Below are 24,303 nucleotides of genomic sequence, written 5' to 3'. Positions count from 1 at the left end.
AGGATTAAGAAAAACGTTTAATCCTGTGAAATTCGATCCTGCAAAATGGGCAAAAGCTGCTAAATATGCGGGAATGAAGTACATGGTTTTCACTACAAAACACCATGACGGATTTAATATGTACGACACTAAATATTCGGATTATAAAATCACGAGTAAAGATGTTCCATTTCATACAAATCCAAAAGCTGATGTTTTAAAAGAGATTTTCAACTCTTTTAGAGGAGAAGGAATTTCAACTGGAGCTTATTTCTCTAAACCAGACTGGCATAACGAAAACTACTGGGATCCTTACTTTCCACCATTCGACAGAAACGTAAACTACGATCCTGCTTTATATCCAGAAAAATGGCAGAAATATGTTGATTTCACTCACAACCAAATTTTAGAAATCTTAACGAACTATGGTAAAGTAGACATCTTATGGTTAGATGGAGGATGGGTTAGAAAAAGAGACCAAGTAAACATCAAAGAAAACTACGACGAGAAGTTTACAGAAAACGAATCTAAAAATGGTTTCATCAAACACAGAGTAGTAGATCAAGATCCGAAAATGGATGAATTGGTTGTAAAAGCTCGTGCAAAACAACCAGGTTTAATTGTTGTAGATAGAGCGGTTCACGGTAAAAATCAAAACTACTTAACACCAGAAGGACGTGTTCCTGCTAAAACGTTGCCTTATCCTTGGGAATCTTGTATTCCAGCTGGAGGCGGATGGTCTTATTCTCCGGGTGCTGAATATATGACTGGAAGACAAGGGATTCACATGTTAATTGATATTGTAGCAAAAGGAGGAAACTTATTATTAAACGTTGCTCCGAGTCCAGAAGGAGAATGGGACAAAGGCGCTTACGATTTATTACAAGCTTACGGAGATTGGATGAAAGTAAACAGCACAGCGATTTACAACACAAAACCAATCGAACCTTATAAAGAAGAAAACATTTGTTTTACACAAAACAAAGCTGGAAATGTATTCGCGTTTTATTTAGCTAAAGAAGGAGAAGATAAAATTCCTGCTGAAGTTACAGTAAAATCTATCAGCCCTAAAAAAGGAACAAAAATTACGATGTTAGGTTCTAAAACTTCTTTAAAATGGACAAAAGAAGGAAACGGATTTAAAGTAGTTATTCCAGAAAGTTTAAGAAACAATCTTCCTGCAAAGGAAGCTTGGACTTTAAAAATTGACGCTATCAACAGATAAGATGAAACCTATGGTTTTAAATACTAAATATAAATTTAAGACAGCATGTATTTTATACATGCTGTTTTTTAGCATTACTATTTTTGCTCAAGAGCCAGTTGACTTTGTCAATCCGCTAATTGGAACTTCTAATTATGGAGCGGCTTATCCAGGTCCGATTGCACCACGCGGAATGGCAAGTATTAGTCCGTTTAATGTGGCTGGAGTAAAAAATACTCCGATGGAAAAAGACAGTCAGTGGCTTTCTAACCCGTATGTAAATGAAAATACTTTTTTGACTGGATTTTCTCAGGTTAATTTGAGTGGTGTTGGCTGTCCAGAATTGGGTGTTATTTTATTGATGCCAACAACTGGCGCAGTAGAAATCGATCACTTAAAATACGGTTCGACTTATTCTAATGAAGTAGCAAAAGCGGCTTATTACAGCGTAAACATCGACAAATACAAAGTAAAAGGCGAATTCACGACTTCAAAACGAGTTGGAATTAGCAGATTCACTTTCCCGAAAGGGCAGTCTAATATTTTATTAAATCTTGGTTTAGGTTTAACAAATGAAGAAGGAGCAATGGTAAAAGTGGTTTCTTCGACAGAAATTGAAGGAATGCGTTCGGTTGGTTCGTTTTGTTACAACAGCCCAGAAGATGCTTACCCAGTTTATTTTGTGGCTCAATTTTCTAAACCAGCTGATAAATTCGGTGTTTGGAAAAAGCCTACGAAATACAACGGCGTTGAAGCGCAATGGATGGGTTATAACGGAAAAGCAAGAATGATGGATAATACCATTAAGACCGTTGTAGGTGATAGTATTGGAAGTTATTTTACGTATAAATTCGATAAACAAGAAACGGTTGAAGTGAAGATCGGAATTTCGTACGTAAGTATCGAAAATGCCCGAGAAAACTTAGCAAAAGAAGTGGGTAACAGATCTTTTGACGCAATTTACAAAGAAACCTACAACGAATGGAACGAAGAATTATCTAAAATTTTGGTTGAAGGTGGTTCAAAAGATGACAATACGATTTTCTATACAGCTTTGTATCATACATTAATCCATCCCAACACTTTAAATGATATTAACGGAGAGTATCCAGTAATCAAAAGAAGTAAAATTGCTAAAACCAAAGATACACGTTATACCGTATTTTCTTTATGGGATACGTATAGAAATGTACACCCGTTAATGTCTTTGGTTTATCCAAAACAGCAATCTGATATGGTAAAAAGTATGTTGGATATGTTTGATGAAAACGGCTGGTTACCCAAATGGGAATTGAATTCGACTGAAACTTTTACTATGGTTGGTGATCCTGCAAGTATTGTAATTACAGATACTTACATGAGGGGAATTCGTGATTATGATGTTAATAAAGCGTACTATGCGATGTTGAAAGGCGCCAATAATATTGAAAATAATCCGCTTCGTCCAGGATTGAAAGATTATATCAAAAAAGGATATTTGACAACCGATGATAAAGGTCCCGTTTCGACGACTCAGGAATACAATATTTCAGATTATGCTATTTCGCTTATGGCTAACGAATTTGGAGACAAAGACAATGTAAAACGTTTTAAAGAACGTTCTATATCCTACAGAAAATTATTTGATAAGAATCTGAATTTACTTCGTCCAAGGCTTGCAAACGGAGATTGGTACGAACCTTTCGATCCTGCTTCAGGAGCTAATTTTGAAGAAAATGTTGGCTTTATCGAAGGAAATGCTTGGCAGTATAATTTTATGGTTCCACATGACATTAAAGGATTAATGAAATTAATGGGCGGTGAAAAACCTTTTTCGGCTCAATTGCAGAAAATCTTTGATATCAAACAATTTGATATGGCAAATGAACCAGATATCGCAAATCCGTATTTGTTTAATTATGTGAAAGGCGAAGAATATAAAGCACAAGAACACGTGAAACGATTGGTTCGTGAACATTTCAAAAATGAACCAAAAGGATTGCCAGGAAATGATGACACCGGAACAATGTCTGCTTGGTTAGTATATTCGATGATGGGAATTTACCCGATTTCTCCGGGAGACCCAATTTACACGATTACAGCGCCAATGTTTCATAGAGTGACAATCAAATTAGATCCAAGATATTATAAAAAAGAAAGCATTGTAATTGAAAGACAAATCAATAATGATGGGAAAATCAATTCGATTGAGCTAAACGGAAAATCACTTAATACCTTTTTTATTTCACATGATGATTTTGTGAATGGCACAAAGCTTAAAGTGATTCAAAACTAAACACACAACACTATGTTACAATTAAGAATGAGAAAAACGGCCATTATTTTTGTAATGGCTGTTGGTTTTTTTAACCAGACCCACGCCCAGAAAAAGTATCTGTATCAAGATGCGAAAGCGCCTGTTGAAGACAGAGTAAAAGACTTGTTAAGCCATATGACACTTGAAGAAAAAGTGCGTCAGATGGATATGTATAGAGGAGATTTTTTTAAAGAAAAAGAAGATTTTGCTAAAGGTAAATCGGCTGAAAAAATAGGTAAATTAGGAATTGGTGCAATTCATGATTTGTATCCGCGTTCAGCGAAAATGATCAATGATTTGCAAACCAACGTAATCAAAGGAAATCGTTGGGGAATTCCAGCTTTGATTATGTGTGAAATGCTTCACGGATATTTAGACGAAGGAAGTACTACTTTTCCAATGAACATCGGACTTGGAGCAACTTGGGATACTTCTGTTTTAGATAAAGTGGGTAAAGTAATCGGTATGGAAGCTAGAGCTCATGGAGTTCATTTTGGTTTTGGACCAAATTTGGATTTAGGACGCGAACCAAGATGGGGACGAGTTGCTGAAACTTTTGGAGAAGATGCGTTCTTAAACAGTGAAATTGGCTTGGCATTCATTAAAGGATTACAAGGAGACGATTTAAAATCAGATCGTTCTATTATTGCTGAACCAAAACACTTTGCAGTTCACGGTATTCCACAAGCGGGAGGAAATTCTTCGCCAATTTTGGTTGGAGAACGTTCTGCAAGAGAAGATCATTTGCCATCTTTCCAAAAAGCCTTTACAAAAGGTGGTGCATTGGGAACAATGTGTGCGTATTCTGAATTAGACGGAATTCCTTGTGCGGCAAACCACTGGTTATTAACAGATGTTTTAAGAAACGAATGGGGTTTTAAAGGACTTGTAGTATCTGATTTAGGAGCGATTAAATACATTCAAACCACTCATAAAGTTTCTGATTCTCCAAAAGAAAGTATTAGAGAAGCGGTTTCTGCAGGTGTTGATATGCAGTTTTACGATTTTTCTAACGAATTCTGGCAAAACACTATTATTGAATTGGTAAACGAAAAGAAATTGACAATGGAAAACATCGACCGTGCAGCGGGTGCAGTTTTACGTTTGAAATTCTTATTAGGATTATTTGAAAATCCATACACCGATAAAAACTTGATTAAAGAACGTTTTCATACCAAAGAAAACCAAGCTGTTGCTCTAGAAGCGGCTCAAAAATCGATGGTTTTATTGAAAAATGACAATAATATTTTACCATTAAGTAAAAATCTTAAAAACATTGCGGTTATCGGACCAAACGCAAATGCTTCAAGATTGGGAGGTTATTCTCCAAAAAATAGTGTTGGAGTAACCGTTTTTGAAGGTGTTCAACAAGTAATGGGAAAAACAGCCAATGTGGTTTACCAAGAAGGTGTGCCTTTGATTGTAAAAGGTCAGGCTATTCCATCTAAATATTTATTTACTTCAGACGGATCTCAAAACGGATTAAAAGGGGAATATTTCAATAACAGAAATTTAGAAGGAACTCCAGCTTTAACTCGTATTGACAGTCAATTAGAATTTGACTGGCCTTGGGCTCCAGGAGACGGAGTTAATGTGGATGATTTTTCTATTCGTTGGACAGGTTATATTCAATCAGACAAATCTTTTGATGGTTGGTTAGGTTTAAGTTCTGATGACGGAATCAGAATGTGGGTTGATGATCAATTGGTTATTGACAACTGGACAAAAGGTGCTACAAGCATTGTTACAACTCCAAAAAATATCGAAGCTGGTAAAAAATACAAAGTCCGCATTGAAATGTGGGAAGGAGGCTGGGGAGCGAGAGCTCACTTACGTTGGAACTTAGAGAAAGTAGATATGCAACCAGCAATCGATGCAGCTAAAAAAGCAGATGTAGCGATTGTAGTTTTAGGGGAATCAAACGAATTGGTTGAAGAAAACAGAGATGTTGCTGATTTGAATTTACACGGAATGCAGCAAGAATTGATTGAAGCGATTCAGAAAACAGGAACTCCTGTAGTTTGTGTGTTGTTAAATGGTCGCCCGCTTTCTACAAACTGGATTGCTGAAAATATTCCAGCAGTTTTAGAAGGATGGTTCCCAGGAGAATTTGGAGGAAGAGCTGTAGCTGATGTTTTATTTGGAGATTATAATCCAGGAGGAAGATTGCCAATTACAGTTCCAAAATCAGTTGGGCAATTACCTATATATTATAACCAAAAACCATCTGCGATTCATAAATATGTAGCAGAAAGTGAGCATCCTTTATATACATTCGGTTACGGATTAAGTTATACGAAGTTTGAATATTCAAATTTAAAAATCAGTGCAAACGAAATTAAGCCAAACGGAGAAGTAAAAGTTTCTGTGGATGTTAAAAACACAGGAAATTTGGACGGAGATGAAGTAGTACAATTATATGTAAATGATGTTTACAGTTCTGTAACGACTCCAGAAAAAACTTTAAGAGGTTTCAAACGATTAAACATTAAAAAAGGAGAAACTACAACTGTTGAATTTACACTTACAAAGGACGAATTAGGCCTGTATAACAGACAAATGAAGTTTGTTGTAGAGCCTGGAGACTTCGAAGTTATGGTAGGTGGTAACTCGACAGATGTGCTAAAAACTTCATTCAAGGTTTCGAACTAAAAACTGTTAAATGCAGAAGAATTTTAAATGATTTTTAGTTAAAAAAGTGAATATAATTAAAAAAGGCCAAAATCTATTAGATTAATAGATTTTGGCCTTTAAAATAAGGCAGAGTTGGATTACAAATGAAAACGTTTTCTTTCAATTTTCGGGCAAACTTTTACCAACACCTTTAAAAAAATGTCATTTGTCGAAATAATGTATTGTTAACAAAACGTATTCTTAAATTTAACATGTTATTAACTCTAAAAAAACAACTAATATGATTAAAAACGTACTAAAATTACTGTTGGTCATTTGCCTTTTCGGGTTCCAAAGCCTAGAAGCGCAGACTACAGTAAAAGGAACGATAACAGATGCTGTTAGCGGAATTCCGATTCCTGGGGCAAATATTATTGTTAAAGGAACTAAAACGAGTGCTTCATCAGATTTTGATGGAAAATATAGCATTAGTGTTCCAAATCAATCAGCAGTTTTAGTATTTACTTATGTAGGGTCTGCTACAAAAGAAGTTGCTGTAGGAGCACAAACTACTATTAATGTGTCTTTAGGTGCAGACACACAACAATTAGGAGAAGTAGTGGTAACGGCTCTTGGTATTAAGAGAGAGAAAAAAGCCATTACTTATTCTGCACAAAACGTTTCAGTAGACGAAATTTCAGAAGCAAGATCATTAAACGTTGCCAACTCACTTTCTGGTAAAGTTGCAGGTCTTAACTTCTCTACTACATCTAATGGTGTTGGTTCTTCTTCTAGAATTACTTTAAGAGGTAACAGATCTCTTAACGGTAACAACCAACCTCTTTATGTTGTAGATGGTGTGCCAATTAGTAACGGAACAACAGATTCTAACCCTGATATTGATACAGGAGGAACTACACAGCCTGATGGTATCTCTAACATTAACCCAGAAGATATTGCTTCGATGACTGTTCTTAAAGGACCATCTGCTGCAGCTCTTTATGGTTCTAGAGCATCAAATGGTGTAATCGTAATTACTACTAAATCTGGTAAAGCTGGAAAAACTTCAGTTTCGTTATCATCTAACTTTATGGCTTCTTCAGCTTATAACTTGATGAATTTACAAAACCAGTACGGACAAGGTACAAACGGAAATTACGTTTCTAACTCTAGTTCAAGCTGGGGAGCGCCTTTAGACGGACGTCAGGTTTCTGCTTGGCAGTTAGTTCGTAACCCAAATTATGCAGGACCGGCTACACAAAGCTATTCTCCACAACCAAACAACGTAATTGATTTTTACAAAACGGGTTACAACTTAGCTAATACTTTAACTGTAACAGCAGGTAACGAGAAAGCACAAGGATACTTTTCTTATACGAATACACGTGCAGAAGGTATTGTGGGAGGTAACAAAATGGACAGACATAATCTTAACGTAAGATTTACTAGTAAAATTACAGATAAGTTAAGTTTGGATGCGAAGACAAACTACATTGTTCAAGACATTGATAACTTGTTGAGAACTGGAGAAGAATCTATTGGTACATCTGCTTATTTATTGCCTCGTAGTATTGCTTATAACGATTACAAAGATTTCGAATTTTTTGATGCTGCAGGACAAAGACAAGTAAACTACTTCCTTGACGAAACTGGAGCTCCTGGTGGAAACCCATTCTGGTCTGCTTTAAGAGATGATGCTCGTACAGATAAAAGAAACAGATTTATTGGTTTAGCGTCTCTTAAATATGAGTTTACAAAAACGTTAAGCTTACAAGGTAGAGTTGGTTTAGACCAAATGACAAACAAAAACGTAAGAAATAGATATGCTACTGTAGCTTTCAATAGCAACATGGGTTCATACAGTGAGTCTTATGAAACAGTAAGCGAATTAAACGTTGATGCTTTACTTTCTTACAATGAAAAATTTGGAGATTTTGCAGTTAGTCTTAATGCTGGTGCAAATGCCTTACAACAAAATAGTTCAGCTTTAAACTCAGGTGGTGTTTTAAGTAAAAGAAACTTTTTCGCTTTAGCAAACGTTCAGACAATTGGAGCTAATTCTACAGCTTCAAATAAGAGAATCAATTCAGCTTATGCGTTTGGTCAATTAGGATTCAGAAACTATTTGTTTTTAGATGTTACTGCTAGAAATGACTGGTCTTCTACATTACCAAAAGATTATTTCTACCCATCTGTTGGACTTTCTGCTGTTCTTTCTGATATGTTTACATTACCAGAAGTAATTAGTTTTGCAAAGGTTAGAGGTTCTTATGCTCAAGTAGGTAACGATACCAATCCTTACCAAACATCACCAAGATTATCTTATATTGGAGGAAATGGTGGTATGTTATACGGACAAAGTACACAAGCTAATCCAAACTTAAAACCTGAGATTTCTTCTTCTACAGAATTTGGTGCTGATGTTAGATTTTTCAACAACCGTTTAGGTTTAGATTTCACTTATTTCAATACATTAACAAACAATCAAATTTTCTACGTTAATACACCTGAATCTTCTGGATTTTCTAGAGCTATTGTAAATGGTGGAGATATCGAAAATAAAGGTATCGAGTTAACGCTTACAGCAACTCCAATTCAAACAGAAAACTTTACTTGGGATGTTACAGCAAACTATGCTTCATATAAATCAAAAGTAAAATCTATTTACGAAGGAAGAGATGAGTTAGTTCTTGGTGAAGGACGTTTGGTAAGAAGTAAAGTTGTTGTTGGTGGAGAATATGGTGATTTATACATCAAAGGTTTCCAAAGAAATGATGCTGGACAAATAATTGTAAACAGTGCAGGTCTTCCTTTAGCAACAAACGGTTTTGATGTTCGTGCTGGTAACTTTAATCCAGATTGGACTGGTGGTTTAAAAAACAACTTTAAATACAAAGATTTCTCTTTAAGCTTCTTGGTTGATTTCAGAATCGGTGGTGAAGTTATTTCATATACTCAGGCTAGACAAGCTGGTTTAGGGGTAAGTGATATTACTTTAGCAGGAAGAAATGGTGGAATTATTGTGGATGGTGTGGTTGATAATGGAAATGGTACTTATACTCCAAATACAACTAGTATTAATGCTGAACAATACTGGACAGCTATCGGAAGTAGAACTCCTGTTGCAGAACCATTTATCTACGATGCTACTAACATCAGATTAAGAGAGCTTGTTTTTGGTTATTCATTGCCAAAACGTATGTTAGGTAATTCTGGATTCTCAAGTATTGACTTCTCTTTAGTTGGAAGAAATTTATTCTTCTTCGTAAACAAAGCAGAACACTTTGATCCAGAAGCAGGAGCAGGTACAGGTAACTTACAGGGGATAGAATCTTTCAACATTCCTTCAACAAGAGATTATGGAGTAAATGTTAAATTTGGATTTTAATTAAAAAAGAGACATCATGAAATATAGTTTTAAAATAAAAACATTAGGAGTTGCTTTAATGGCAGTTTCAATTTTATCAAGTTGTACTGGCGACTTTGATGAGATAAACAAAGATCCTAATTCATTGACTGAAGATCAGTTAGATGCTACATTAGCAGGTCCTGCATTTGCATCTGCTTTGTATGCTGGTATTCACAATGGATCTTACTCTTCTCCAGGTGTAGATGATCAAGGAACTTGGGGTATTGCAACAGGTATTTTGTCTTCAACTTTCATTCATTACTTAAATTGCGGATACGGAACGGAAAGAAATGCTTTCGTAAACGGATATGAAGGAAGAGGATGGACAAGATTTTACACAGTAGCAGTTCCTGCATTAAACAATGCTGTAAAAGCATCTGAAGGAAATGCTGAAGCACTTGCAGTACTTAAAATCTGGAAAGTTTTTATGTACAACCAAATGGTGGATGCTTACGGACCAATTCCGTATACTGAAGCTGGAAATGGAAAAGACAAAGTAGCTTACGATAGCGTTGAATCTATTTATACAGATTTCTTTAAATTATTAGATGAAGCAAACGGAGTATTGACTTCTTCTTCATCTGCAACAGTAGGATCTCTTGCTCCAAATGACAGAGTGTATGCTGGAAGTGTTGACAAATGGAGAATTTTTGGAAATAGTTTGAGATTACGTTTAGCGATGAGAATTTCTGATAAAGACCCAGGAAATGCAAAAACTCAGGCTGAAGCTGCTGTAGCTGCAGGAGTAATGCAAACAAACGATCAAAGTGCATTCTTTAAAGCTAGTAACATTACGCCAAACAATTTAAACATGATTGTAAACAGCTGGGGTTATGTAATGACAGCTTCTATGGAAAGTATCTTAGTTGGATACCAAGATCCACGTTTAGCAAAATGGTTTGCCCCAATCGCTACAGGAGTTTATAGAGGTAACCCAGTTGGAGGTTTAGAGGATCAATTTGGAACTACTGAATTTTCAAAATTCAATAATGATGTGATGGGTAATGGTGCTAATAACACTCTTAGCGAAACTAAAAACATCGAAATCTTTATGGCTTCTGAAAACTATTTAACTAGAGCAGAAGGAGCTTTAAATGGATGGAACATGGGCGGTGACGCAAAAACGTTGTATGAGACAGGTATTAGATTATCTCTTGCACAATGGGGAATCACAGATGCAACTGCTGTTAATGCTTACATCAACGGTTCTACATTGCCAACATTACCAAACATCTTAACAGTATATCCAACTTTAGATTTACAGGATATTCCAGTTAAATTGCCAGTAGCATGGTCTGCTTCAGTTGCTAACCAACGTACACAGATTGCGGTTCAAAAATACTTAGCAATTTTCCCAGAATCTTGGGAAGCTTGGGCAGATTTACGTAGAAGTGATGCTAAAGTAATCTATCCAGTTTTAAATACTGATAATCCAGATGCTGGTGTTGGTAAATCTCTAATGAAGAGAATCATTTATACTACAAACGAGTATTCAGCAAACAGAGCTGCTGTTGAAGATGGTGTCGTAAAATTAGGCGGTGCTGATTCAGGTGGAACTAGACTTTGGTGGGACACAAAATAATTAATTTGGTGAGTAAAGATCGACACAGTCCTTACTTAAAACGCAAAAGGAGAGGTAACTCTCCTTTTGTTTTATAGGTATGTCAGTAATTTGACATCCAAAGTTCTATTAACTACTGATGATTTGACTCCAATTCGTAAATCATCAAACCACAAAAACACAAAATAAAATGGTTAACACAAATACCACTAACTCCTCACAAACCAAACCAACCTTAATTCCGATATTAATTATAGCAAGCCTGTTCTTTATTTTTGGTTTTGTTACCTGGATCAATGGCGCATTGATTCCGTTTATGAAAACTATAAATGAATTAACTTCTGCACAATCATTATTGGTCGCTTCAGCCTCTTATATTTCATTCGTGGTCATGGCACTTCCTGCTTCTTATATATTGGCTAAAATCGGATATAAAAAAGGAATGTCTTTAGGATTATTTATTATGGGATTTGGAGCTTTGATTTTTATTCCAGCTGCCGAAGCCAGAACGTATTGGATGTTTCTTAGCGGTATTTTTATTCAGGGTGCAGGAATGACTTTATTACAGACTGCATCAAATCCGTATATTACTATTTTAGGTCCTATCGAAAGTGCTGCAAAACGAATTTCTATTATGGGAATTTGTAATAAAATTGCTGGTGCATTAGGATCACTTATTTTTGGTTCTATCTTATTGTCTGGGATTGATGAAATTCAGGAAAAATTAAGTCTGGTTAGTACTTCAGAAAAGAATACTTTATTAGATAATATGGCTGACAGTGTGGTCGTTCCTTATATTTCAATGGCGGTTGTGTTGTTCATTTTAGGAGTTTTGATTCTTAAAGCACCGCTTCCCAATGTTGAAGCTGCTCCGATTGAAGAAGCAGAAGAAGGTAAAACAGCCAAAACGAGTATTTTTCAGTTTCCACATCTTTGGCTTGGTGTATTAACGTTGTTTATGTACGTGGGAGTTGAAGTAATTGCGGGTGATACCATTATCGCCTACGGAATCGCTTTAGGATTTCCTGCTGCCGATGCTAAATTTTTTACCACATTTACTTTATTAGCCATGGTAGCGACTTACGCTTTGGGAGCTTTTTTAATTCCGAAATATATTACACAGGCATTAGCTTTAAAAGTAAGTGCGGTTTTAGGAATTTTGCTATCATTTTGTATTGTATTTTCTACCGGATTTACCTCTGTTTTGTTCGTTGCCGGATTAGGGATTGCAAACGCTTTGGTTTGGCCTGCTGTTTGGCCTCTTACGCTTAACGGTTTGGGGAAATTTACCAAAACAGGTGCAGCATTATTGGTAATGGCAATTTCAGGAGGAGCAGTGATTCCGCCATTATACGGAAAATTTGTAGACGGTACAAAAGCAGATCTTATTGCTCAGGGAATTAATGAAGTAAATGCAACAGCTTTTGCTTCGACTAAAGGATATTGGATTTTGCTTCCGTGTTATGTGTTCATTTTGTATTACGCAATTGCAGGACATAAAGTAGGATTGAAGAAGAATTAGAGAATGAAAATAGAAAATGGAGGATAGAGGATAGAGTTTTATCTTTAAAGCTTCTTAATTTATATGTTTAGAAATTAAGGATTTAGTTTTTTTCTATTCTCTATTTTCTATTTTTCTTTCCTCTAATAAAAAAACAAAAAAAGAATAAAAATGATTACAAAAATAAAATATACGATAACAGCATTAGTAACGGTTTTTCTTTTCTCTAACGGAATAATAGCACAAACGAAAGCTGTTAATATTGAGAGCAGTTATATTGCAGATCCTCCGGTTACAACAAACAGTCACGCATCTACTTTGGTAGAACATAAGCCAAACGAGATTTTAGCGGCTTGGTTTGGAGGTAAGTATGAAGGAGCGAAAGATGTCGGAATTTATATTTCGGATTATAAAGATAAAAAATGGTCAACGCCAAAAGAATTGATTCAACCTTTAATTAAAAATGGAGATACACTTCCGTGTTGGAATCCGGTGCTTTTTAAAAGTAAAAGTCAAAACTTGTATTTGTTTTATAAAGTAGGGAAGAATCCAAGAGAATGGTTTGGTGCCATGATAGTTTCAAAAGACAACGGAACAACTTGGGGAGAACCAAAATATCTTCCAGACGGAATTTACGGACCAATTCGTAACAAACCAATTGAAACGACTCCTGGAGTAATTTTATGCGGAAGCAGTACAGAAAGCGTCAACACAGACGAATGGCGAGTACACGTAGAAGAATATACAGAAGCAACAGATTCATGGAAGAAAATAGCGGTAGAAAACAAACAGAATTTTGATGTAATTCAGCCGACATTTTTAATTCATGGAGGAAGTGATGTTCAGATGTTATCTCGTAGCAAACACAATAAAGTAGTTTCTAGTTGGTCTGGAGATAACGGAAAAAGCTGGATCAGAACCAATACAATCAATGTGATTAATTCTAATTCAGGAATTGATGCGTTAACGGTAAACAAAAACTTTTTCTTGTTGGTTAACAATCCACTTCCTATGGGGAAAGACTGGTTTAACGGACGTAATATTCTGGATGTTGAATATTCTAAAGATGGTTTAAAATGGTCTAAATTATTTGATTTAGAAAAACAGGAAAAAGGAGAATTTAGTTATCCTGCCATCATTCAAACTACAGATAAAAAAGTACACGTTTTATATACTTACGATCGTAAATATATTAAACATACGTCTTTTGATCTGAGTCTATAATGTGTTATAAAAATAAAATATGAAAGCTCTAATATATCTTTTTGTCTGCATCTTATTTTTGAGGGTTCCATTGAATGCCCAAAATAGTGTGATGTCTAAAACCTTTTATAAACACGATAAATATTTGTCATCAGATCAATTAGAAGGTCGTTTTCCAGGAACGAAGGGAAATAATAAAGCAGCTGCATACATTCAGAAGTACTTCAAAAAATATGGTTTAAAAGAATTTAAGGATTCTTATTATCAGCCTTTCCAACTTTTTGTAAAAGAAGGAATTAATAAAATGAAATCGGATACTGTTGCGACTCAGAATGTCTTAGGATATATGGAGGGTTCAGATCCAAATTTGAAGAACGAGTTCATTGTAATCGGAGCACATTACGATCATTGGGGCTGGGGCGGACAAGGTTCTGGAAGTAAAAAGAAAGAAGCTTTTGCGATTCATAATGGTGCAGACGATAATGCTTCTGGGGTTTCGGCTTTGCTTTGCATTTTAGAAGAAATTTCAAAGCAAAAAGTAAAACCTAAAAGAAGTATCATTTTTATTTCATTTAGTGGAGAAGAAGAAGGATTATTAGGTTCTAAATATTTTGTAAATCATCTTCCGGTTCCAAAAGAAGCTGTAAAAGTAATGCTGAATATGGATATGGTTGGAAGACTAAACGAAAAGAAAGAATTGTATATAGGAGGCGCAGGAACTTTTCCTGGCGGAGTAGAATTGATGAAAAAACTAGGAGAAAATTCAGGTTTAAATCCTGTTGTTCATGCGGGGGATGTTGGTGGTTCAGATCATGTTTCTTTTTATAAAGAATCGATTTCCGCAGTAGGATTTCACACGGGTGGACATCCTCAGTATCATACTCCCGACGACGATATTGATCTAATCAATTTTGAAGGAGGCGCTTTGGTAGCAAAATACATTTACAATGCCCTTACAGAAATAGCCAATTACAATGAGAATTTACTCTTTATAAAACAAAATTAAAATGGAGTAAATTTCATTTCAAAATAAGTTAAGTTAGTTTTGTTATTTGAAAAAAGGCGGTGTCTATTAAACGTTATAGACGCCGTCTTTTACTTTAAAAGCCCATGCTGCCATGGCATCAATTACGGGTAACAAACCATTTCCCGCACTACTAAGTTTATAAGTTACAAAAGGAGGTACAACAGGTTTTGCTTCGCGAATGACTAAACCATCCGCTTCTAATTGTTTCAAATGCTGAATCAGCATCTTTTCTGTTACGGCCGGAATAGCTCTCTTCAATTCGCTGTAACGTTTATCTCCAGTCGATAAATGATATAGAATAATAGGTTTCCAGTAACCTCCAATTTTCTCCATCACAAAAGTAACGGGACATTTTTCTAAAGCATACTGCTTGTTTTCCTGAATGGTAGACGATTCTTTAATTGCTGTCATGATACATACTTTAGGGTAAGTACTTGTATAAAAGTAAGTACAAAGATACCTTTGTAATGTTAAATAAAAAAACATTTAAAGATGAAAATTATAATTTCAGGTTCATTAGGAAATATAGGAAAGCCCTTAACGGCTCAATTGGTACAATCAGGACACGATGTAACAGTAATCAGCAGCAATGCAGATCGTAAAGACGCTATCGAAAATTTAGGTGCAAAAGCCGCAGTAGGATCAGTTAGCGATGCTGATTTTCTTGCAGAAACTATTGCAGGTGCAGATGCTCTTTTCGCTATGACACCGCCAAATATGGGTGGAGTAAACATTATTAAAAACACTACAGATGCCGGTGCCGCTTTCGCGAAAGCTATCCAAACAGCCAATATTAAAAGAGTCGTAATGCTAAGTAGTATTGGAGCCGATTTACCAACAGGAAATGGACCAATTGCAGGTTTGTACAACATTGAAAAGATTTATGACAAATTAGACACTTCTATTACGTTTTTGAGAGCGGGATATTTCTACATTAATTTCTTCAATGATATTCCGATGATAAAAGGGGCGGGGATAATGGGAGCTAATTTTCCAGCATCAAATCGTATTCCGTTAGTGCATCCTGAAGATATCGCAAATGCTGCGGCAGAGGAATTGCAGAAAACACAGGAAGGTAAAAATATCCGTTATATTATTAGTGATGTTAAAACGCCTGCAGAAATCGTAAAAACATTTGGTGCTGCTATTGAAAAACCAGAATTACCTTGGATTGAGTTTACAGACGAACAATATTTAGGCGGAATGACTCAAGCTGGAGTTCCAGAAGAAATGGCTGGTTTATATACCGAAATGGGATCAGGATTAAGAAACGAAACGATTGCAGCAGATTTCTTAAACAATGATGGAACCGTAACCGGAAAAATCAAATTGGAAGATTTTGCCAAAGAATTTGCTTCAAAATTCTAATTATAAAAAAACATTCCGCTTACTATAAATAGAAGCGGAATGTCCAATTAAAAAAAACTCAAGTTGAATGAATCTTTAAAGCTGCTTTTCAGCTGTATTTTTTAGAATACCCCAATGTAGTGGTTTCCTGGTTTGTTAACCAATTTTGCACCTTTAGTAACTTTTCCTGTAGGAATATCGATCACATAAATGTTACCGTCTTTTCCAACTGGTGTAACAGCAATATAGAAGTTGTTTCCATCTACAACAAAACCTTGATATTGACCAAAATCTAAACTAGCATCATAAGCAATATCTTCTACTTTTGTAGCTGTTCTTGTGTTTAAATCAAGTCTTGCTAAGAATCCTTGTTCTGTTCCTTCAAAAGTGTAAACTGCATAAGCAATTCCATTTCCAACATATCTCCAAGCATCGATATAACTTCCTTTAATTCCTAAAGCAGTATCTAAACTGAATACATAAGAATTATCATATTCGTTACTTTGATTGATTTTCAAAATATAAGAACCTTTTTGAGCATCTCTTTGCGTAGCTTGGTAAATGTTTCCGTCTGTTGCCACAAAGCTGTTAAAACTTCTGTATCCGCTTGTATCACCAAATCCAACAGTAGAAGTAATTACTTTAGGGTTTGTTAAGGCAGGATAATCAACTACAACAGATTTAGATCCTAAACGTGTAAAAGATGCTGCGTTCTGTCCTGTTGCAGGATCTGTTTTACGCATCCATGTACCGATGATTAATTTGTTCCCAGCTTTGTTTAGTGTTGGAGCATCTAAACGGAAAATATGGTGTCCTTGAGCTTCTTCTTCAGCAGTCAATGGAATTTCATATTGTTTGAAAGCAGAAATTACAGTTTGTTGTAAATCTAATGACAATACAGTAGCGGTTCCTCTAGTATACTTGAATGTTTTATCTTCATTAGTATTTACGATTGGAGCAGTTACGTTTACAGCAACACCAGTTTTGTCTCCGTCAAAAAGTTTTACCCATCTTGGAGATGTTCCTGCGTATTGAGAAATATTAACTTTAGCTGTAGATTCTGCAAAATTGCGTCCACCATTAACTTTGTAAGTCATGAATTCACCTCCATTAGCACCTGTATAAGTGATGTTGAAAAGAGTGTTTCCATCTACAGAAGATTGTAAACGTGCCGTTCTTGTAGATTGAACCGCAGTACCGTTTGTGTAAACATCTACAGAAAAGTTAGGATCGATTGCATTTTCTTTGCTGATTGCATAAACTCTAGTTCCGCCATTTCCATCTCCTGGATCAGTTTGCATCAAAGCTCCTGCTACGGTAATCCATCTTCCGTCTGTTACCGGATTTACTGGTTCTGCATTCTGGTTATTGTCATCACTGCTACAAGAAGTAGTTAGTGTTAACGCACTTAGTAATAAACCAGAGGTTAATACTTTAAAAGTGTTCTTTTTCATATTTGTGGATTTAAAAAATTAGTTATTTATAATGTGATTAAAATTTACTGATCGCGTAGTTGAGTTTGATGTAAAAAGCTCTACCTGGTTTTTGAGCAGCGAAATTGTCATAAACCTGTTCGTCAAAAATATTTTTAGCATCAAAGCTCACTACAAATTGTTTGTTCGGGAATGCATAGCTTAAACCTAAATCCTGTGGAAACTGAGCTGTAGTTCTATCAATTTCTAGCCACGAAGTATAAAATGGATCGACATAACCACAGTAGTAATACAGGTTTAATTCTGATTTATTCTGAATTACATTTTTAAAGTTGTACTGAAGATTTCCATTAATAGTAAAATAAGGTTCGTTTGGTAGTTGCTTATTATAATGTACAATGGTATTTCCATTAGCATCATATCTGTCTTTATAAAGAGAATTGAATTTAGAAAGGTTTATCCCTGCAAATAATCTTTCTTTGAAGGAGTATTGAATAGATGTTTCAAAACCAACAGATTGTGTTTTTCCTAAATTGACGAAAGGTGTAGCCTGGACAGCTTCATTAACTCGATTACTTATTTGCTGAACAATTTTATCTTGGATATTTCGCCAGAAAGCATTCCCATAAAATGAAAATTTATGATTATGAATTAGATAAGGTCCTAATCGTAAACCAGCATTAAAATTGTCACTTTGTTCTGGACCTAAATTAGGGTTGCTTAATACGTTTTGACCAGGAAGTCCGAATATCTCATTTTCATTTGGTAATCTAATTGCTTTTTCAGCAGAAAACATTAACAATGCCTTTGGAACGACAGCATAAGAAGATGCAAATCCATATCCTGTGAAATTAGTATTTCTAATGGCAGTATCCATAAACACAGATCTCTGACCATCTTGATTGACTAAAATTGTAGGAGTAACTTGTTCTGTTTTTAAATAATAATTTTTGACAAAAAAGTTACCTTTTAGACGAGATTGAAAAGCTTGCATTTCATAGGCGAAAGAGGTAACGGATTTATCTAAATCTCGTGTTGCTAAAAAATTACGAATCAATTCAGGTAGCATTACATCTGTATCATTTCGATCAACAGTATAAAACATTCCATTAACAAGAATCTTGTGATTTTTAGAAATGTTATACGTTAAACCAGCTCTTGTATTAAAAATATCTAGCTTTTGATGGTTGATTGTAGGAGCTCCCTGCTGAGCACCAAATACTGATATAATAGGCTCTCCATATAATCCAATTGCCTTTTCACCGTTCCAGTTGTAATTCCATTTTACAGTATCGTTGACTACATCATTTCTGTGACTATAAACAGAAATTACCGAGAAGTCAAGATTTTTAATTAAGAAATCTTTTTTGTTGTAATTGATACTAAAAACATTGGCAGCAGATTCACTGAAACGTCCTTTGTAAGGTTTAGTCATATATTGTCCATGCTGAATCTGATTGTAATCTTCCGAACCATTATAACTAATGGAGAAATTATCTGCCCATTTTACATCTGTAAAACCTGCTTCAAGTCTTCCTCCGTAGGAACGGTACATACTTTCAAATCGTTTTGCTCTGATATATTCGTAACGTCCATTTGGTGCGATATTGTAAACGAATCTTCCCCAAACCTCGTAATCATTATCAGAATAATTCTGAAATCCATTTGCTTTAACAGTAAAGCCAGATTTGTCTCTATAAGTCGTACTGAAATTCGATTGGATAGTATTGAATGAACCATAAGAGACAGAAGCAGCAATCATGTTTTTAGATCCTTTTTTAAGAATCACATTAATAGCACCTCCTAGTGAATCGTCTGCCAGATAAGCAGGAACAACACCTTTATAAACTTCAATTCTTTCAATTAAAGCTGGCGGAATACTATTTAAGCTAAAGGATGCTCCGTAAGTCTGAATCGGAATTCCATCAATAAAAATACGAATTGCATTTCCTGACATTCCATTAATGTTGTAGGTTACAGCAGAACCCAAACCTCCATTTTGTCTGATTCTTACACCTCCTGAACGATCTAATAAATCGTTGGTTTGAAGATTTCTTTTTGCTGCTTCCTGTGTCTCAATGACATTTACAGCAAAACCTTTTTCCATAATCTCTTTTCGAATAGAAGATTTTTTGATGACAACTTCTTGTAAATCTTTTGGACCATTTCGGTCTAAAGAGATATTGAATTCTGTATTTGGTTTGTTGATGGTGATTTTCGTCGTTTTTGTCTGTCCTTCCATAGATGAAGTTTCCAAAACGTACTCGCCGTATTTTAATCCTTTAAACTCGTAACGGCCAAAATCATTAACGATGGCATATTTCTGAGTTCCTTTAATAATTACTGAAGAACCGTAAGCCAATTCATCGGTTCCAAAAGTCACTTTTCCTGTTAGATTTCCAGTTTGTGACCAGGCTGAAATGGTAAATAAAAATAATAGTAAAATTGTTCTCATATTGAGTCTGCGTGTAAAAGTGGTGCAAACTTATATGATAATTTAAATTTAATCTAAATAAAGCAATTAGAAGATTATTAGAATTGCATTGTAGGTTCTAATGTTATTTTAATATTATGAGTTATGAGTTATGAGTTGAGTATTAGAACTCTTGAATTGCCTCCAGCTTTAGCTGGAGGTTCAATGTAGTTATAAAGAAAGGGCTTTAGCCAAACTTAAGATTTTGGCTAAAGCCCTCAGCTTTTATTAACTTACTCCAGCTAGGAGCCAATTCATTTTAGATAAAAAAAATGCATATTAAACATAGCCCAAGCTTTCAACCTTGGGCTATGTAATGTAGATTAAAGATTATTTTGAGATAAAAACTTTGCGTCTTAGCGACTTTGCGAGATTAAACATTTACTTTATATCTAGCTCACCAACAACTCACAATTTATAAGCAAAATTCTTAGACTTAATAACTTTTCCTTTATCGGTAATCATTACACAACTATATTCTGGGAATTTTTGAAGCAATAGTAAGCCTTCTTTTTGTCCTAAAACCATCATTGAAGTGCTTAACCCGTTTGCGGTTTCTGCGTTTGGTCCTAAAACTGTAACACTGCATAAATCTGTTGCCGGATAACCTGTTGCTGGATTTATAATATGAGAATAGCGTTTTCCGTTAAAAACAACAAACTTTTCGTAACTGCCAGAAGTTGTAATCGCGCCATCTTTTAACGGAATTGCAGCTAAAATCTTTTCTGGTTTAAACGGATTTGTAATTCCGATTTTCCAATCGTTTCCATTAGGCTGTTTCCCCCAAGTGCTCATATCTCCAGAACCGTTGATTATTCCTGCCGGAATGCCTTTTTTAATCATCATGGAGCGACATTTATCAGTAGCATAACCTTCTCCTAAAGCACCAAATCCGATTTTCATTCCTTTTAATTTTAGGAAAATTGTAGATTGTACACTGTCGAGAATGATATTTTTATAACCGACTTTTTCAACCGATTTCTTTATGGCTTCTTCTGAAGGCATTTCGGTCATCGATCCGTCAAACTTCCAGATTCTGTCCATTGCTGCAAAACTGACGTCGAATCCACCATTTGTAATTTCGGATAATTTTATGGCTCTTTGTGCTAATTCAAAAACTTCACGATCTACTTTTATTGGTTTTATTCCAGCATTCTGATTTACTGCAGAAACTTGTGAATCTGGTTTCCAATCCGAAATTAGTTTTTCAATTCGAGTGATTTCTGCAATTACTTCATCGATATTTTGTTCGGCCGTTAAAGAATCTTTAGCCACAATACTAATATCAAAACGACCTCCCATTAGTAAAGTTGTTCTTTTCCTTAAAACTTGCGAATATGCTGAAAAAGAAACTACTAACGAAAAAAGCAATAAGAAGAAATGAGAAAAGATATTCTTTGACATAATTTTATTAATAACAATCTGTTAGCAACTGGCCGTTATTCTTGTATTCTAAAAGACTTTGAGCTTCATTGGTAAGACATAATTCGTTTAGAATAGCTTCCACATCTTTTTGCATTGCCAATGAACCGCAAATCATAATTACACCGCCATTTTTCAATAAATTAATAAAGAAAGAAGCATCATTTTTAATTAAATCCATAACATAAATATGTTCTGCTTCGCGGGATAATGCAACATGAAAATGTTCTAAATGTTCTTTTTGAATCATTATTCCAGCGAATTTTTTATAAGCCAAAAGTGTCGGTGTAATCATTCTGAAACCGCTGTACAAATGAATTTCTTTCTTAGATTTATTCTGTTCAATCATTCCTAAGAAAGGAGCGATTCCGGTTCCGTTAGAAATTAAAGCTATTTCCTGTGCTTTCTTTGGCAGATGGAAAGCCGGATTTTTTAGAATTTTAGCTTTTATGGTATTTCCAAGTTCTAAATTATTTAGATATCCTGAACCTAATCCGTTTGGATGCAATTTAACAACCAATTGTATATTTCCTGAATGATTTCCGATGGAGTAGAGACGTTCTCTCGAATCGTTGGCAGGGTAAATAGCCAGCAAATCGCCAGAAGCAAATTTGACTCTTGAATGGGCACGTAATGTTAATATGAACGTATGTTCGGTATCAGAAATTGGAGTTTTGTCTAAAACCATTAATTTTTGCAATCCTTTTGGAACATGATTGTATAACGATGGAGTAGTAGCCAACGGAATTCCGGTTTTTGCACTCCATAGTTTGATCCAGTTCACAAATTCGGTTGCCGATTTATCATTAACAGTTTGTAAGTCTAAATAGCGTTCTGCCCAGCTTTGAGTGGCTAGAAGTTTATCAATTTCAATGGCAAATCCACAGAAATCTGGATATGATTTTGAACCAAAACCAACTACAGAAAAATTAATTTTTTGTTCCTGATTTTGTTTTTCTAATAAAGCTTTGAATTTATTACCGTTAGAAGGTGCATCTCCTAGACCATGTGTAGAAGAGAAAACGATTATATGTTCTGCTTTTGGATAAACTGCAAAACGATTAAGTTCGGTTATATAAGCTTTATGTCCGTGATTTATCAATTGTTTCAAAATAGCATTTGCAAACCTAAAAGAGCTTCCGTTTTCAGAACCTACTAAAAGAATAAAAGTACTTTCTTCTGCCTTGAATTTATTTTTAATTCGACTAGATCTTCTTTTTAGTGTAATCGCAAAACCAGAGTAAATAAAGAAAAGTATATTGATACAGGCAATAGCCAGAATTACAGCCCAAATTCCGTTAATTCTTCCGGTATGAAGATCAAGGCTAAGAGCAGCAAACTGAGTGGTTATTGGCGATTTTTTTTCAGAAATTATAGCACCTGTAACCTGATTGACTTCAATTTCACGATCTTTTAGTTCTATGATATAATATTCTTCTGGATCATCTGTAAAAGGAAATTCTATCTTTTTTACATCAGACAATAAAGTGCTTTTAAAGATCGAATTGGTTTTGTCTTTCTCGGAAAGTTCTGTTTTTACAGGTTTTGTTTTTTCTTCACCCATAAAAAAGTGGAACCTTTCAAGAGACAAATAAGTTCCTGTAAGAGCAATAATAAAAATCGGAATTAAAGCCAGTCTTCCTAAAAGGACATGGTAATATTGTGCAAAATATTCTTTGATAATTTTTGAAAAGAAATTGCGAATGCCGCGCTGTCTTTTTAATACCAATACAAATCCGGAAATCGAAATCAACAATAAACAAAACGAAATGACACCAACAAAAAAGCGTCCAGTTTCATGTAGAAACAAGGAACGGTGAAAACTGGTAATCCATTTTATAAATTCACTTTTCTTAACTGGAGTTCCTAAAGCTTTTCCGGTTTTTGGATCGATATAGGAATTAATATCATTTCCATCATCATCAATTGCCTGAAGCGTTACAAACTGATTGTAATCGACACTTAATTCGGTAATTTCTGGATACACTTTTTTGAGAGCAGGAAGTGTTTCTCCAAGCGTTATTTTATTAAAATTTTCGACTTTATAAGGAAGCGTTTTTTCCTGAACTGCATCAACCGCCAAAATAATACCGGTCACCGAAGCCAAAAGTAAAAAAACAGAAGAAAATAAGGCTAAAGCCAAATGTGCGTAACGCCAGAAAGAAAGAGTCATTGCGTGTATTCTAGAAATGTAATTAAATATTTAAAGCTTTGTCAAAATTATAAACTTTGACAAAGCCTGGATTTTAGCTTAAAGTATAAAAATAGAATTTATACTTTAACAAGAGGTTAAAAGTAAAATACTAAAGTTTTATATTTTGTTTAATCTTACGTATTTGATATAGCCTTTTCCTTCTGTTTTGTCGGCCATACCTTCTGTTGTAAGCGGAATTTCAAGATCACTTACATAGTATTTCTGATCTTCAACAGCTGTTTCAAAACGTAATTTGTATCCTTTATTAATTTTAGAGTTTTCGATCTCTATAGTAGTAACGCTGCGGTCTCCGCCTGTAACAGAAGCACCTGTTTTGGCACTGATATCATCATTTTTCTGAGTGTGGAATTTGTTCCATTCTTTTAATGATTTGTACCATTTTTTGTCATCGCCCATTACATAAAGTGTTTTTTCGTATTCACCGTTTGCATTGATTAAAGAAACAACAATGTAGGCACCTTCTCCCATATAATTGTTCATTTGCAGCATGCATTTGTATTTGCTTGCCTGCGCATTAGATTGAAGAGAAAATAAAAAGATAAAAGCACTTGTAAGAGCAATTTTGAATATTGATTTCATGAAATTTATTTATATGGATTGGTAATTCAAATTCCAAAAAC

The 24,303-nt window shown here is 34.9% G+C and carries 15 protein-coding genes; 9 read left to right on the top strand and 6 right to left on the bottom strand.

The window, feature by feature from the left end; genetic code table 11:
- The 8 genes from VGE71_RS07730 to VGE71_RS07695 form a co-directional block, all read left to right on the top strand.
- Window positions 1-1,204: alpha-L-fucosidase (locus VGE71_RS07730; RefSeq protein ID WP_331137811.1), on the top strand; the 1,204-nt coding region annotated here is incomplete at its 5' end.
- Between the two features lie 10 nt (window positions 1,205-1,214).
- Window positions 1,215-3,458 carry a GH92 family glycosyl hydrolase gene (locus VGE71_RS07725; protein WP_331137812.1) on the top strand — a complete coding sequence of 748 codons (2,244 nt, stop codon included), beginning with the start codon at window positions 1,215-1,217 and terminating at the stop codon, window positions 3,456-3,458.
- A gap of 12 nt (window positions 3,459-3,470) precedes the next feature.
- Window positions 3,471-6,131, top strand: coding sequence for a glycoside hydrolase family 3 N-terminal domain-containing protein (locus VGE71_RS07720; protein ID WP_331137810.1), 2,661 nt, complete (start codon window positions 3,471-3,473; stop codon window positions 6,129-6,131).
- 262 nt (window positions 6,132-6,393) lie between these two features.
- Window positions 6,394-9,480: a SusC/RagA family TonB-linked outer membrane protein gene (locus tag VGE71_RS07715; RefSeq protein WP_331137809.1), complete on the top strand. Its 3,087-nt coding sequence runs from the start codon at window positions 6,394-6,396 to the stop codon at window positions 9,478-9,480.
- Between the two features lie 16 nt (window positions 9,481-9,496).
- Complete coding sequence (locus VGE71_RS07710; RefSeq protein ID WP_331137808.1) at window positions 9,497-11,083, top strand: SusD/RagB family nutrient-binding outer membrane lipoprotein; 1,587 nt, start codon at window positions 9,497-9,499, stop codon at window positions 11,081-11,083.
- Window positions 11,084-11,252: 169 nt separating this feature from the next.
- Window positions 11,253-12,584 (top strand): sugar MFS transporter, encoded by a 1,332-nt coding sequence (locus tag VGE71_RS07705; RefSeq protein WP_331137807.1) that lies wholly within the window; start codon window positions 11,253-11,255, stop codon window positions 12,582-12,584.
- 150 nt (window positions 12,585-12,734) lie between these two features.
- Window positions 12,735-13,787 (top strand): sialidase family protein, encoded by a 1,053-nt coding sequence (locus tag VGE71_RS07700; RefSeq protein WP_331137806.1) that lies wholly within the window; start codon window positions 12,735-12,737, stop codon window positions 13,785-13,787.
- A 19-nt stretch (window positions 13,788-13,806) separates the two neighbouring features.
- Complete coding sequence (locus VGE71_RS07695) at window positions 13,807-14,772, top strand: M20/M25/M40 family metallo-hydrolase (protein WP_331137805.1); 966 nt, start codon at window positions 13,807-13,809, stop codon at window positions 14,770-14,772.
- Between the two features lie 66 nt (window positions 14,773-14,838).
- Here the strand turns inward: VGE71_RS07695 and VGE71_RS07690 are convergent, their stop codons facing one another.
- Window positions 14,839-15,204, bottom strand: coding sequence for a helix-turn-helix domain-containing protein (locus VGE71_RS07690; RefSeq protein WP_331137804.1), 366 nt, complete (start codon window positions 15,202-15,204; stop codon window positions 14,839-14,841).
- Window positions 15,205-15,285: 81 nt separating this feature from the next.
- Here VGE71_RS07690 and VGE71_RS07685 point away from each other — a divergent pair, with 81 nt between their 5' ends.
- Complete coding sequence (locus VGE71_RS07685; RefSeq protein ID WP_331137803.1) at window positions 15,286-16,161, top strand: NAD(P)H-binding protein; 876 nt, start codon at window positions 15,286-15,288, stop codon at window positions 16,159-16,161.
- A 101-nt stretch (window positions 16,162-16,262) separates the two neighbouring features.
- Here the strand turns inward: VGE71_RS07685 and VGE71_RS07680 are convergent, their stop codons facing one another.
- The 5 genes from VGE71_RS07680 to VGE71_RS07660 form a co-directional block, all read right to left on the bottom strand.
- The gene (locus VGE71_RS07680) at window positions 16,263-17,594 is read right to left on the bottom strand and encodes a hypothetical protein (protein ID WP_144219611.1); all 1,332 of its coding nucleotides are present in this window, start codon (window positions 17,592-17,594) and stop codon (window positions 16,263-16,265) included.
- A 37-nt stretch (window positions 17,595-17,631) separates the two neighbouring features.
- On the bottom strand, window positions 17,632-20,028 hold the full coding sequence (locus VGE71_RS07675) for a TonB-dependent receptor (RefSeq protein WP_331137802.1): 2,397 nt from the start codon (window positions 20,026-20,028) through the stop codon (window positions 17,632-17,634).
- Window positions 20,029-20,454: 426 nt separating this feature from the next.
- The gene (locus tag VGE71_RS07670) at window positions 20,455-21,450 is read right to left on the bottom strand and encodes an FAD:protein FMN transferase (RefSeq protein WP_331137801.1); all 996 of its coding nucleotides are present in this window, start codon (window positions 21,448-21,450) and stop codon (window positions 20,455-20,457) included.
- A 7-nt stretch (window positions 21,451-21,457) separates the two neighbouring features.
- The gene (locus VGE71_RS07665; RefSeq protein WP_331137800.1) at window positions 21,458-23,641 is read right to left on the bottom strand and encodes a PepSY domain-containing protein; all 2,184 of its coding nucleotides are present in this window, start codon (window positions 23,639-23,641) and stop codon (window positions 21,458-21,460) included.
- Between the two features lie 138 nt (window positions 23,642-23,779).
- A complete protein-coding gene (locus VGE71_RS07660; protein WP_144219615.1) occupies window positions 23,780-24,262 on the bottom strand; it encodes a DUF2271 domain-containing protein in 483 nt (160 codons plus the stop codon).
- Between the last annotated feature and the right edge of the window lie 41 nt (window positions 24,263-24,303).

Source organism: Flavobacterium sp. (genome assembly GCF_036405015.1).
Taxonomy (GTDB): Bacteria; Bacteroidota; Bacteroidia; order Flavobacteriales; family Flavobacteriaceae; genus Flavobacterium.
Note: the sequence above shows the minus strand (reverse complement) of the source record. Positions and strands in the feature narration are given on the sequence as shown.

Bases quoted from the DNA above. Each gene is read 5' to 3' on its own strand.
- VGE71_RS07690 (WP_331137804.1), bottom strand. From the start codon at position 15,204: ATGACAGCAATTAAAGAATCGTCTACCATTCAGGAAAACAAGCAGTAT.
- VGE71_RS07720 (WP_331137810.1), top strand. From the start codon at position 3,471: ATGTTACAATTAAGAATGAGAAAAACGGCCATTATTTTTGTAATGGCT.
- VGE71_RS07700 (WP_331137806.1), top strand. From the start codon at position 12,735: ATGATTACAAAAATAAAATATACGATAACAGCATTAGTAACGGTTTTT.
- VGE71_RS07660 (WP_144219615.1), bottom strand. From the start codon at position 24,262: ATGAAATCAATATTCAAAATTGCTCTTACAAGTGCTTTTATCTTTTTA.
- VGE71_RS07695 (WP_331137805.1), top strand. From the start codon at position 13,807: ATGAAAGCTCTAATATATCTTTTTGTCTGCATCTTATTTTTGAGGGTT.
- VGE71_RS07670 (WP_331137801.1), bottom strand. From the start codon at position 21,450: ATGTCAAAGAATATCTTTTCTCATTTCTTCTTATTGCTTTTTTCGTTA.
- VGE71_RS07685 (WP_331137803.1), top strand. From the start codon at position 15,286: ATGAAAATTATAATTTCAGGTTCATTAGGAAATATAGGAAAGCCCTTA.
- VGE71_RS07710 (WP_331137808.1), top strand. From the start codon at position 9,497: ATGAAATATAGTTTTAAAATAAAAACATTAGGAGTTGCTTTAATGGCA.
- VGE71_RS07715 (WP_331137809.1), top strand. From the start codon at position 6,394: ATGATTAAAAACGTACTAAAATTACTGTTGGTCATTTGCCTTTTCGGG.
- VGE71_RS07665 (WP_331137800.1), bottom strand. From the start codon at position 23,641: ATGACTCTTTCTTTCTGGCGTTACGCACATTTGGCTTTAGCCTTATTT.
- VGE71_RS07675 (WP_331137802.1), bottom strand. From the start codon at position 20,028: ATGAGAACAATTTTACTATTATTTTTATTTACCATTTCAGCCTGGTCA.
- VGE71_RS07705 (WP_331137807.1), top strand. From the start codon at position 11,253: ATGGTTAACACAAATACCACTAACTCCTCACAAACCAAACCAACCTTA.
- VGE71_RS07725 (WP_331137812.1), top strand. From the start codon at position 1,215: ATGGTTTTAAATACTAAATATAAATTTAAGACAGCATGTATTTTATAC.
- VGE71_RS07680 (WP_144219611.1), bottom strand. From the start codon at position 17,594: ATGAAAAAGAACACTTTTAAAGTATTAACCTCTGGTTTATTACTAAGT.